At 59.3% G+C, this 12661-nt stretch carries 10 protein-coding genes; 3 read left to right on the top strand and 7 right to left on the bottom strand.

Annotated elements, in window-relative coordinates; translation table 11 throughout:
- Window positions 1–23 precede the first annotated feature (23 nt).
- Window positions 24–1148 carry a radical SAM protein gene (locus ACR0KJ_RS01475; protein WP_480625813.1) on the bottom strand — a complete coding sequence of 375 codons (1125 nt, stop codon included), beginning with the start codon at window positions 1146–1148 and terminating at the stop codon, window positions 24–26.
- Window positions 1149–1315: 167 nt separating this feature from the next.
- Between ACR0KJ_RS01475 and ACR0KJ_RS01470 the strand changes: the two genes are divergently transcribed.
- Both ACR0KJ_RS01470 and ACR0KJ_RS01465 read left to right on the top strand, forming a co-directional pair.
- Window positions 1316–2335, top strand: a complete 1020-nt coding sequence (locus ACR0KJ_RS01470) for a hypothetical protein (protein WP_170517619.1) — start codon at window positions 1316–1318, stop codon at window positions 2333–2335.
- A gap of 81 nt (window positions 2336–2416) precedes the next feature.
- Window positions 2417–3493 (top strand): pyridoxal-phosphate dependent enzyme, encoded by a 1077-nt coding sequence (locus ACR0KJ_RS01465; RefSeq protein WP_170621542.1) that lies wholly within the window; start codon window positions 2417–2419, stop codon window positions 3491–3493.
- A 101-nt stretch (window positions 3494–3594) separates the two neighbouring features.
- Here the strand turns inward: ACR0KJ_RS01465 and ACR0KJ_RS01460 are convergent, their stop codons facing one another.
- Both ACR0KJ_RS01460 and ACR0KJ_RS01455 read right to left on the bottom strand, forming a co-directional pair.
- On the bottom strand, window positions 3595–6738 hold the full coding sequence (locus ACR0KJ_RS01460; RefSeq protein WP_480625812.1) for an efflux RND transporter permease subunit: 3144 nt from the start codon (window positions 6736–6738) through the stop codon (window positions 3595–3597).
- A gap of 12 nt (window positions 6739–6750) precedes the next feature.
- Window positions 6751–7911, bottom strand: a complete 1161-nt coding sequence (locus ACR0KJ_RS01455) for an efflux RND transporter periplasmic adaptor subunit (protein ID WP_480625811.1) — start codon at window positions 7909–7911, stop codon at window positions 6751–6753.
- A gap of 87 nt (window positions 7912–7998) precedes the next feature.
- Between ACR0KJ_RS01455 and ACR0KJ_RS01450 the strand changes: the two genes are divergently transcribed.
- Complete coding sequence (locus ACR0KJ_RS01450; protein WP_480625810.1) at window positions 7999–8640, top strand: TetR/AcrR family transcriptional regulator; 642 nt, start codon at window positions 7999–8001, stop codon at window positions 8638–8640.
- 23 nt (window positions 8641–8663) lie between these two features.
- Here the strand turns inward: ACR0KJ_RS01450 and ACR0KJ_RS01445 are convergent, their stop codons facing one another.
- The 4 genes from ACR0KJ_RS01445 to ACR0KJ_RS01430 are packed head-to-tail and all read right to left on the bottom strand — an operon-like array spanning window position 8664 to window position 12641.
- A complete protein-coding gene (locus ACR0KJ_RS01445) occupies window positions 8664–9434 on the bottom strand; it encodes an SDR family NAD(P)-dependent oxidoreductase (protein ID WP_480625809.1) in 771 nt (256 codons plus the stop codon).
- The gene (locus ACR0KJ_RS01440; RefSeq protein ID WP_480581797.1) at window positions 9431–10369 is read right to left on the bottom strand and encodes an SDR family oxidoreductase; all 939 of its coding nucleotides are present in this window, start codon (window positions 10367–10369) and stop codon (window positions 9431–9433) included. Before ACR0KJ_RS01440 ends, ACR0KJ_RS01445 begins: the two co-directional genes overlap by 4 nt.
- Window positions 10366–11268, bottom strand: coding sequence for a bile acid:sodium symporter family protein (locus ACR0KJ_RS01435; protein ID WP_480625808.1), 903 nt, complete (start codon window positions 11266–11268; stop codon window positions 10366–10368). The genes ACR0KJ_RS01440 and ACR0KJ_RS01435 overlap by 4 nt, the downstream gene beginning before the upstream one ends.
- Window positions 11265–12641, bottom strand: a complete 1377-nt coding sequence (locus ACR0KJ_RS01430; RefSeq protein WP_480625807.1) for a flavin-containing monooxygenase — start codon at window positions 12639–12641, stop codon at window positions 11265–11267. The genes ACR0KJ_RS01435 and ACR0KJ_RS01430 overlap by 4 nt, the downstream gene beginning before the upstream one ends.
- Between the last annotated feature and the right edge of the window lie 20 nt (window positions 12642–12661).

The following is a 12661-nucleotide window of genomic DNA, read 5'->3' as shown; positions in this document are numbered from 1 at the left end:
CTGCACTCGCCAATGCGGCCAGCTTACACCAAACTGTTGAAATTCGCCAATTTCGCCTCACCCGCCCGGCGGATAGCGGCCTGATACCAGGTTCCAAGCAGGGCGATATATCCCGTCAGATTGGTCGATGTCACGGTTCCGGCGGTATCATGCGGCCCGCGCAGCCCCCGTTCAACCGCCAGTTGGCTGTAATGTTCGATGACGCGCAGGATCATGGTGGGTTCGGCATAAGCCAGCGACAGATGCTCGGGCTCCCACACCGTGTTGAAATACAAAACCGCGCCCAGATCGTCGGTGAAATCCATCAGTTCGGACAGCTCCTGCCAGTTCACCGTCATGATACAGGCCGAGATGCCGATGGGCCGGTTATGATGGTGCGAATAGTCAGCCAGCCAGCGGGTGTTTTGGATCACCTCATCAAAATCCGCGTTGCGCCGGATCGAGCCATAGGTGTCACGCCGGACCGTATCGAGGGAGATACCGATATGCACGTTACCCCGCTCCAGCACGGACAGTGCCTGATCCGGCAGCAGGGTTGCGTTGGTCTGTATGGTAATCTCACAGTCCGGGTTCAGATTGATCATCTTCTCCCAAATCCGGTAGTAAAGCCGCATCAGGAACGGCTCACCACCATAGAAGGTCGTGCCTTCGAGGTACGGGATGAAATCCTCTAATTCCTCGACAAAACCATCGCCATAAGCTTGCTGCATGGGCGCACGCAGTTCCCTGTAGCGGCGAATGCGCGAGGACAGCTCGCCATTGCACATGATGCATTCAAGATTACAGGCATTGTGCAATTCGAAGGAAAACGAGGTCGGGTGGTCGGGATCAACGCTCCAACGATCGAAATGCTGCGCGACGACCGCGCCGTAGTTCCCGATTTCAATCTGCGAACCGCATCCGTTGCACCCTCCGCCAAGTTCGCCTTTTGCCACGCGCTGGCACAGTGTCTGACGCGGACGCCCCTGCCAGATTTCGTTGATGGACTGATCAGGGTACCGGCCCAAAGGCTCGCGATTGTAGCAACAGCTTGAGACATTGCCGTCCGTGCCGAAATACAGGCTGGTCGATGGGCTGTAACACAGGATGGGCCGGGGTCCGGCACGGCGCTGTTGATTGTAGTGATAGTTCTGAATCGGGTTGATCATGGCCCCACCAAAACTTGCTCGGGCTTGATCATAACACACCGTGGCCAAGCCATGGCCGAAAACTGCCGACATGCGTGGCCCGTGGGCTGAACCTCAGAAACGATGAAGCTGCTTCAAATCCGTGATATGCTTTGTTTTGTCATGATTTTTCACGCAGGGGGTCTGGCGTGCGCAAACGTCGAGTTGAACTGGTTTACTTTTCCATTGTCGCGCTGCCCATTTGCGTCTTTGCGGTCCATGAACTGATCCAGACCCATATGCTGTCAAAGGATCTGGACCTTTCCCCTGACATTCTGGTGCAGGACAAGGACTGGTTGGAGACGGTCGGCAGGTACAGGTTTCTTGCCGCCGCCTGGTTCTTTGCCGCGCTGGCCATTCTGCCCGTCGCAGTGCTGGCCCGCAACCTGATGCGCCCGACCGAACGGAACACAAGAGTTGCGGCGGTTCTGACCGTTCTGGTCGTATTTTTGCTGGCCATGATCCCGGTGATCCAACAGCACCTGACCGGAACGCCGCCGCAAATTTACCGGCAGGTGGGAAAAGAAGTGTTCGAGATGACCCTGTCCAAAGGAACCCTGCCCGGCTGCCAGAGCGTCGGCGATCGCTGGCTGATGGGCACATGCGGGGAAATTCCGGTGTTTTCGCTGTTCCGGCGTGTGATGGACATTATCACAGGGCTGGCGGGTCTTGCAGTCGGGGCTTTGATTGCGGGAATGATCCTGTGCCTGGCAACCGGCGAAAACGGCGATATCGAAGACACCGCTGTCCGATTGGCCCGCAACATACGCCAGATGAAGCAACAGCTTTACCTGTCCAGTCTGATCCTGACTTTCGGCATGTTCTTCGCCTCAAGCTGGATGTACTGGCCCTTGCCCGTGATCGCCGAGTCGGAAAAGTCCGCATTCACATCCTTGGTCACCGCATCGGCCTTGCTGACCGGCACCTATTTCTGCCTGCTGATGCTCAGCTTTTTCCTGCCTGTGGCTGTAATTCTGGACGGCCGCGTCACAAATCTGGCAATCGCCGCGCGCCAGAACGAAGGCGGTGAGGACGATTTTGACGTTCAGGACTGGCGCAAGGAACACGGGCTGTCAGATGGGCCCGGCGATTTCATGCGCGCGGGTTTTGCGCTGGCCGCCCCCATTTTGGCGGCTTTTGCGGGCGGCATCTCTCCGATCAGCGTCTGACCCCGCAGAACAACCAAGCGACGTATCAATCTGAGCCGACCTGTGGCACGGTTCGCAAACAAAGGAAACTGGGAGGACCTCATGGCTATTCGCAAGACTAAGGGGCGTGGACGCCTGTTCGACAGTGTTTTGGACACGGTAGGTGACACGCCCTGCATCCGCATCGGCAGGATCGCACCGGCGCATGTGTCCGTCTATGTCAAGTTCGAAGCGTTCAATCCTGCCGGATCTGTCAAGGATCGTCTGGCCCTCAACATCATCGAAGCAGCCGAGCGCGACGGTCGCCTGAAGCCGGGTCAAACGGTTGTCGAGGCGACCTCGGGCAATACCGGGATCGGTCTGGCGATGGTTTGTGCGGCCAAAGGATACCCGCTTGTCGTGACCATGGCAGACAGCTTCTCGGTCGAACGGCGCAAGCTGATGCGGTTTCTGGGTGCAAAGGTTGTTCTGACGCCACGGGCGCAGAAAGGTTTTGGGATGTATACCAAGGCCAAGGAACTGGCCGAGCAAAACGGGTGGTTCCTGGCCAGCCAGTTCGAGACCGCCGCCAACGCGGATATCCACGAAAACACAACCGCGCAGGAAATCCTTGGCGATTTCGGTAGCGGACGGCTGGATTACTGGATCACGGGGTATGGAACGGGCGGAACGGTGTCCGGCGTTGCACGCGTGCTGCGCAAGGAACGCCCTGACACCAAGATCATCCTGACCGAGCCTGCGAATGCGGCCCTTGTCGGGTCGGGCTATGTGAACACCCGCAATGCGGATCATCAGCCAACCGAAAGCCACCCCGAGTTTGAGCCGCATCCGATTCAGGGCTGGACGCCCGATTTCATCCCGTGGGTTCTGCAGGAAGCAATCGATCAATCCTACTATGACCAGTTGATCCCCGTTCCGGGCAGCGAAGGCATCGCATGGTCGCGCCGTCTTGCCGCCGAGGAAGGTATCTTTACCGGGATCTCTGGTGGTTCGACTTTTGCGGTGGCGATGAAGGTGGCCGAAGATGCCCCCGAAGGTTCGGTGATTTTGGTCATGCTGCCGGATACGGGCGAACGCTATCTCTCGACACCTTTGTTCGAAGGGATCGAAGACGAGATGACGGACGAGGAACAGGCAATTTCGATGTCCACGCCGTCTGCGCAAATGGTGGCCGAGTAGGTCTCTGCTTTTATTGGCGCGTATTGAGACGATCTGTTCCTGATCGTCTCAAAATAGGTTGGCGAAACCGAAAAGAACCCTGCCCTCAGGCGTCAGAACTCTTATTCGGCGGCAAGCGGGACTACGGCATTGCCAGGCTCGGATTTCCGGCTGGCAGGCAGGCATACCGCGCTGGCCCGTCTTCGATACAGCATCGCAAAGACGGGCGGCGTGAAGTAAAAGGACACCACGGTCGACAGCAAAACACCCCCGGCGATTGCCACGGCAAAGGGCGGCCAAAACGCGCCCCCGCCAAGGATCAGCGGAAGGAACCCGCCGAACGTGGTGATGGTTGTCGAGATGATGTGGCGGCTTGATCCCGACACAACCCGCGCCATGGCACTCAGGTCGCCCCGGCTGGCCTCCGGGTCCTTTTGCAACCCCGTTAGAATGATGATCGCCGCGTTGATCGACACACCGATTGACCCAATCACACCAATGATCGCGGTGATCCCGAATGGGAATTGCATGACGGCCAGTGACAGCATCGAAAGCCCGGCTGACAGAATGCACACGACCAGCGTTACAACGGTCAGGCGGAAGGAATTGAAGGTCAGCACAATGGTGGCAATCGACAAGGTGACAATCAGGCCGACAGACGCCAGCAGATTGCCCACGGTGTTTGACCGCGCGTCGCTGTCCCCGCCCAAAGACATCGAATAGCCTTGCGACAGGACAAATCCGGATGCGTCCAGCGCTTCCAGCACGTCCTGCAACGCCTCTTCCGGCAACACGCCCGGCACGATGAACGCCTGAATGGTGTTTTCGCGCACGCCATCTGTCCGGGTGATGGTGCTTTCGGCAGGTTCCAGAACGGGCCGCGCCAGTTCTGACAACGGTACCGCAGGGAAAACCCCGGTGGCCGAAACCGCAGGGGCATTCGGCAGCAGGATCGGCATACTGACAATCGCGCTCAGGTCCGAGCGGACTTCGTCGCCCAGCCGCACGCGCACAGGCAATTGCTCGGTGCCCTCGATCAGCGACCCGCCGGTAATTCCTACAAGTGCAGTATCCAACTGACCGGCAATATCGGCCACGTCCAGCCCCAGCAGGCGGGCCTTAACCTCATCAATCTCGAACCGGATCTGAGGGTTGCCGCCATTGACGCTGGCCCGTGCCTGCGTCACCAAATCCAAGTTCGCCATGATCGAGCGAACTTCGTCGCCCAGATTGCGCAGAACAGTGATGTCCTGCCCCTGAATTTTGACCTCGACCGGGGCGTCAACCGGCGGGCCTTGCACCAGGTTGCGCACGATGATCTGGGCATCGGGGAAATCGGTATCCAGACGGCTTTGCAACGCGCCGACAAGGCGGGCTGCATCATCGGCGGTGTCGGTCGTGATCATGGCCTGCGCAAACCCCGGCTCGCGTGAGCGGTTGCCGACAATGTTGTAGTAAAAGGCCGGGCCGGACTCACCCACGGTCCAGTAGACGCTTTTGACGCCTTCGTCGGCCAGCAGCATGGCGTCGATCTGCCGCGCTGTTGCTTCGGTGGTGGCAATGGATGTGCCGCCCGGCATGTCGACCTCGATATAGAACTGGTTGCGGTCGACGCCCGGAAAAAACTGCGCGGTCAGTGTCGGGAAGGCGGCAAACCCCAGCACGGGCAGAACCAGCGCCAGCGCGATGGATCGGACCGGGTTGGCCACCGACAGGCGAATGGAGGCTTCGAACAGGCGGGCAAGCGGCGGGATGCTGATCCCCCGGCTCAGCATTCCGGCATCCGGGCGGTCGGACAGAACCCAGCCCGCAATCGCCGGCGTCACGGTCAGGGCAACGACCAGAGACCACACCAGCATCAAAACCACCGCGATGGCGATTGCGCCCACAAAATCCCCGGCGGGTCCGGGCAGCAGTATCATAGGTGTGAAGGCCAGCGCCGTGGTGACCGTCGATGCCAGCAACGGCGCGGCCAACCGGCGAACGGCGTCCTGCACGGCGGCAATGCGGGCCATCCCGTCTTGCAAGCGTCGTCGGATTTCGTCTGTCATGACAATGGCCGCGTCCACCAGCAGACCCAAGGCCACAATCAGGCCGGTGACAGACATCTGATGGATCGGCAGGCCGATCATGTTCATCGTGGCCAAGGTCGCCAGTGAGACGACAGGCAGCACCAAGGCCACAATGGCCGCAGCGCGAACGCCAAGTGTGATGAACAAAACGGCCACAACCAGCGCGACGCCAATGGCCATATTGATCCCGACCTCGGTCAGACGGTCCGTTGTATACTGGCTTTGATCGAACAGCAGCACTTCCTGAACGCCCAACGGCACCGACGGCGCACCTGCCGCAAGTTCTTCCCGAAGGAAACCGGTCCAACGGTCGATCTGCACGCCGTCTTGTGCAAGCACGCCCACCAGCACGGCGGGCTTGCCATTGGCAAAGGCGATTGAGGATTGCGGATTGCGCGCACCGCGATCCACGCTGGCGATATCGCCCAGTTGCACCACCGCCCCTTCTTCACTTTCCCGCAGGACGATGCTGCGAATGCGGTCCAGCGTTTCGATTTCACCGCTGATGTTGATGGTCAAATCCACGTCGGATTGCAAACGACCCGACTGGACCTTGCCATCCGCCTCGGCAATGCGCTGAGAGATCTCGGCAGCGCTCAGCCCCAAGGCCGCTGCCCTGTCCATGTCCACACTGACCAGAACTTCCTCGTCTGGCTGACCAAAATACTCAATGGCCCGCGTTGCAGGGATTGCGCGCAGACGATCCCCCAAGGCTTCGGCATGGCGCGACAACAATGTGACCGGGAAATCGGGGCTATCCGCAGCGACTGCGATGACCGCTGAATAGGCCGAAATCCCCTCGGCATCGAAGACCGGTGGCAACACACCCGCCGGGAAGGTCTGGCGGGCATCCTCGACGGCATCGCGCGCCTCGGCCCACACCTGCTCGATAGTGGCTTCGTCCAGCGTTTCCAGCAACTCGACCGAGACCACCGAAACGCCCGAGCGGGACACAGAACTGATCTCATCCACCTCGGCGATTTTTCGCAGTTCTTCCTCGATCTCTGCCGTAACCAGCGCTTCGACTCGCTCGGGGTCAGCACCCGGAAACTGCGTTGTCACGGTCGCAAAAAGGTTGGTGATCGTAGGGTCTTCCTGACGTCCCAGCGACAGGAAGGATGACAGGCCCGCAGATACCAGAACCAGAATAATCAGAGCAACTAGGCGGGGGTGGCGAAAGGTCAGGGTTTCCATGGGACCGCTCCGTTACTCGCCGGTGCCGAAGGCGACACGCTGCCCAACGGTGACACGTTGTGGCCCCTGATCGATCAGAACGGTTCCGTCCGGAAACTGCCCGCGCACAAAAACCCGGTCATCTTCGGCATGCAGCACCTCGACCGTTGCAAGCCGCACGGTCTTTTGCGCATCGGCAACCAGCAGCGTCCACTGCCCCCGCGTCCCTTCCTTTAGGGATGTCGTGGGCACCCATGTCCCGGCACTTTCCACCGGATCAAGGACATGCACGCGTGCAGTCTGCCCGAACGCAACATCCGGCCCGTTTTTCAGATCGAACAGTGCCGTCCGCGTACGGGTCACCGGATCAATATCGGGGCGCAGGGTTGCAAGTTCTGCCAGGTAGCTCTGACCCGCGATTTCGATCTCAACATCCGCCAGCAGCGCCGGATCGACATCCAGCGGGATTCCGATCCGAACCTGAGGCGAGACAAGCTCGACCATGCCCAACACCAACTCACCGGACCGGAGCGTTTCCCCGCCATCCACGTGCCGCGAGGTGATCTGGCCCGCAAACGGGGCCTCGATGCTGGATTTCTCGATTCGCACCGTCACATCCCGCAAACCAGCGTCAAGCTCACCAATCCGGGACAACAGTTCATCCTGCTGCGCGACGGCCTCGTCCAGACGGGCCTGGCTGGTAAAGCCCTGCCCGATGAGTTTTGAGTTTCGATCAACCGTTTTCTTTGCGAAGGCAAGCTGCGCGGCAATGGCATCTCGCGACGCGCTCAGGCGATCGCGTTCCACCTCCAGCAGCGCAATGTCCAAGGTCGCAAGAAGCTGCCCTTTGGCCACTGCATCGCCCTCATCCACAAGAATCTGATCCAGCCTGCCATTCAGCTCGAACGAAACATCAGCCGAGCGCTGAGGTTCGACCTGCCCGATGAAGACCCGATCCACCGTATAGGCGTTTTCAGAGATGATCGGAGTGACGGATACCGGGGTCACTGCGGCGGCGTCTGGTGCAGGCACAGCATCCGCCCTGCGCGTCAGTTCCGCGGTTCCGACGTAAACAGCCGCGGCTGCAACGGCGATCACGCTGACGGTCAATCCAAGCCGCACTGTGCCACGCAACACGCGCGAAAACAGACCTTGCTTGGCAGGTTCAGAGGGGGATGTCGCAGGATTCGGCATTTGGGGACCTCATCAAGTTAGCCTCTCTAACATATGTTAGAACTTCTTACTTTGACAAGGGGTACGCGATCTGGCAGATGTTGGATCATGACGAGCACAGAAAAAATTCTCGCGCCAACCAGTGGCGCTGACCGCCAGGCCGTGGGCAAGAAAGCCTATCATCACGGTGATTTACGGGCCGCTCTGATCGAAGCGACCCGGCAATTGGTGGAAGAAAAAGGCCCCGACAGTTTTTCCGTATCGGAAGCCTGCAGGCTGGCCGGAGTATCCACCGCTGCGCCTTACAAACACTTCAAGGACAAGACGGAAATGCTTGTCGCCACCGTTCTCGAAGGGATGGTCCGGCATCGCGAAAACATGCTGGCGGCGCTCGAGGGCATCCCCGAAGGCTCGCCCGAACGCATCACCGCAATCGGCATGGAATACATTGCCTTCGCGCTGAACGAGCCGGGGATTTTCCGGCTGAAATTCGGCGGATTCACGGACCGCATCGCCGACCAGCGCCTTGAAGAAGGTGGGCAGCAGAGCTTTGGGATTCTCTTGGCCGAAGTGGCGAAATGTCTGGGTGAATCGGAAATCACAGAGGAGGTCCGCCGCCGAGGCTTTCTGTTGTGGAGTTTCGTTCACGGGTTGTCCTTCATCCTGAAAGACCATGCGCTTGCAGAGAAAGGCCAGGATTTCGATTTGCACGATCTTCTGGAAGACGTCTCGCAAAGAATGCTGAGTTGACCCTGCACCAGCCTATGGGCGCTTCAACCCTTTCCAATCCTTCGTATCATCTGGCGCAGGTAAAGCGTTGGGGACACGCGGTTCAAAATGTTCGAAAGCGTGGCCACACGCCCAACGGGAACAAAATCCTGCTGCTTTTGCACACCGCGAAGAATGATCCGTGCTGCGTCCTGAGGCGCAATGTACTCGATACCATCAGCCGCAGAGCCCGGACGCACAAAATCCGATTGGTTGGCATGCGGTCGCCCGATATTGGTCGCGACAAAAGACGGGGCCGCGATGACCACGTTTACCCCATGAGGCAATTCCTCGGCCCGTAGCGATTTAAAAAACCCCTCCATCGCGTGCTTGCTGGCGGCGTAGGCGGTGCGGTGCAGCAACGGCGCGAACCCGGCGACCGAGGATATTGCCAGATGGGTTCCTTTGGCCAAGCGGACGGGTTCTAGAAAGTGTTTTGCACACTCGACGGCTGCAAAATAGTTGATTTCGAACAGTTTCCTGTGCGCCTGCATGTCGCTGTCGGCAAAGGCCGCTATGTGCGAAACGCCCGCGTTGTAGATGACCAGATCGACCGAGGGTCTGTCACTAATGATCTCGGCGCAGGTCGCCGCACAATGATCTGGCTTGGTCAGATCGCAGGCGTAGACGCTAACGTTTTCCAAAGCCGCCAGTGCATCAAGTTCAGGGCCGGGAAGGTCGATCAACGCCGTATGCCAACCCTGATCCCGCAGCGCCTTGGCAAGGGCCTGCCCTAGCCCGCCTGCCCCTCCGGTTATGACGGCGGTCTTTGTCATGTCCTGCTCTCCCACCAGCGCTGGAACGTTTCGGCGCTGGAAAGGCTGGGGTGATAGCCAAAGTCGGATTTCAGGGATGCGTTGTCCAGCACGGGCCGATACTGCAAGAACCTGACCTGCTCGGGTCCGTAACGGCTCAGACCCAAGGGCCGGGCCACGGTCAAGGCCAGTTTGATCAGCCTCGGCGGCAGCCATCGCACGGTTTTACCCATTGCATTGGCGATTTCGGACAGTGTCAAAGCGCCATCACCCGAAACGTTAAAAACACCCGCTGGCCCGTCGGTTGCAGCCCGCAGCAAAATCTCGGCAAGGTCCTGATCCCAGATGAAAACAAAGGGGCTGTCCGACCCCCTTAACCCGAGCAATCGCGGTTTATGGAACAGGGACGTGATCTGGTTCTCGACACCTTCGCCCAGCACCGTACCCACGCGCAGAACGACCTGTTGCAGATCGGGGGCGTTTTCTCTGGCCTCGGCCAACATCTCTTCGACCAAGCGCTTGTGCCAGGAATAGGCAAACTCCCGATTGCCCCGGATCGCGTCCGTTTCACACAGCGGTACAGGGTTGTCGGCGTGATAGCCATAAGCCGCGCCCGAGGACGTGACCACCAAACGCCGCACCCCGGCTGCAATGGCCGCGTTCAGCACATTCCGGGTGCCTTCGACATCGACCTGATATTCGATCTCTCGCGTTGACTCGGGGCCCGGAGTTACAATCGATGCCAGATGCACAACGGTATCGGGGCGTTCTGCAAGGATGATGTTCTGCGGGTCGTCGCCTGTCACGTCCATCGTCAGAAAACGCGCGTTGGGCGGCAAGTCCTCAGGCTTGCGAATGTCGGTCGCAACCACATCCAGTTCCGGGCGTTCACCAAGGCGCCGCAAAAGCGCGGCCCCCACCGCCCCGGCTGCGCCAGTGATCAATATCCGGGTCATGCCGGAACCGCTCGCCGTGCGAAATAGCGCGCCAGTGCGATCCCCGAGATCGCGTGCCATATGCCCCAAAGGGCCGCTGCAACGGCCATCCCGCCCAGCCCCCCAAAGAAGGCAAAGATCAGGATCAGCCCAAGGCCCGAGTTCTGAATGCCGGTCTCGATGGTCACGGACCGGCGATCCCGTTCGGACAGCCCCGCCACGGTCGCGGTGACATACCCGCCTAAAAAGGCCAGCGCGTTGTGGATTATGACAAGGCCGATGATCGCCCCGGCAAAGCTTAGGAAATGGGCCCAGTTCGTGGCCAGCGCCAATGCGATGAAGGCCACGAAAATGCCCATCGACACCCACTGCATTGGTCGGCGAATACGGTCGGCAAATGCAGTGAACCGCGCGTTCACGACCATTCCCAGGATCAGCGGCAGGATCAGCATGAACCCAACCGTTATCGCGACCGAGACCGGATCGATTTCCGTACGCTGCAAAATCTCGCGCGTCGGGCCATAAAGATTGCCCCAGAACGCAATGTTTATCGGTGTGATGACAATCGCCCCGACCGTCGCAAAGGCCGTCATGGAAACGGACAGCGCGACATTGCCCTGCGCCCGATGGGTCATGAAGTTCGAGATATTCCCGCCGGGACAGGCCGCAACCAGAATAAGGCCCATCGCAACAGATGGCATGGGCCGAAGCACAAGGATCATCAGAAATGTCAGCGCAGGCAGGATCAGAAACTGCGACGCCAGCCCAACAATCAGTGGCTTGGGTCCGCGCACAACGCGGCGAAAATCGTCAATCCGCAAATCCAGCGCAATCGAGAACATGATGATCGCCAGAACCGCATTCAGAACCCTGAGGTTTCCGGCATCAAAGTTCAGCGCAACCTGATCGATCCCGTTCATCGCTCAGCCGCCCGCATCGCCGCGATCTGACCGGTGACTTCTTTGCGATAGGTTGCCTTGTCGACGTAATACGCCATGCGCGGCAGGTCGATATAGTTCATGCCCCCTGTCGCCCGCTCAAACCCTTCGGATTTGGTGGCACGGATCGCCTTGGCTGCCGCGTTGCCCGAGCGCAGACCAGCGATATAGCGCGCAACCATCTCGGCCTGCTCATGGCGACCCTGCCAGCCCAACCCCGACGCCTCGACCATGCCGAGAATGAACAGGTCATCCCGGTCCGGGTGCATGCAATTGAGGTACAGGTCCGGGGCGTCGCCCTTCCAGTTCAGCAAGTCCTTTTCGATGAAGGGATAGTGCAGCGAATACCCGGTCGCTGTCAGGATCATGTCATAGTCGGCTGAACTGCCATCACGGAAATGAACCGTCTTACCCTCGAACCGTTCCACATCCGGGCGCACCTTCAGGTCCCCGTGCCCGGCATGGAACAGGATCAGCGAGTTCACAACAGGATGGGATTCATAAAGCGCATAGTCCGGTTTCGGAAACCCGTATTTCTGCGGATCACCGACGAACCATTTCAGGATTGTCCCGTCAACCTTGCGCTTCAGCCACATGGGCAAGCGGATCTTGCCGCCCATCGTGTCCGCCGGAACGCCAAATACGTATTTCGGCACAAAGTAATACCCGCGGCGCATCGACAGATCGCAGGACAGCCCGTGGTGGATGGCATCCACCGCAATGTCGCATCCGGAATTCCCCGCGCCGATGACCAGAACACGCTTACCGGCGAATTGGGTCGGATACCGGTATTCGGACGCGTGGATCAGTTCACCTGTGAACTCGCCCTTGAACTTGGGCATGTTGGGTTCCGACAAGGTGCCATTTGCGATCAGAACACCCGCAAAGGTCTGGGTCTGTTCGACCCCGGCCCTATCGCGCCAGGTCACATCCCATCCGCCATCCTGCAAAGGCTTGGCGCTTAGAACTTCTGCACCGAAGTGAAAGTGCCGATACAGGTCGAAGGCGTTCGCGAATTCCTGAAAATAACGCTTCATCTCGCGATGCGACGGGTATTCTGCCGTGTCCTCCTGCATGGGGAAGTCAGTGAATTCCGTCATCCGCTTGGAGGATATGAGGTGGGCGGTCTCGTACATCGTGGACCTGGGTGCATCGATATTCCAAAGACCACCCACATCATCTGCCAGTTCAAATCCCTGAAATGGCACTCCCTGCTCGATCAGTGTCTTGGCCATTGCAAGACCCATGGGCCCCGCGCCGATCAATGCAAAACACTCTTGGGGGCGGGCCTTTACCTCAACCGGTTGACCCGCTCTTACCTGCCCCTGTTCCATCCGCGCCTCCTCCTGCGACATCTCTTATCTTGAACGAACGT

Source organism: Ruegeria sp. AD6, from assembly GCF_056542325.1.
Note: the sequence above shows the minus strand (reverse complement) of the source record. Positions and strands in the feature narration are given on the sequence as shown.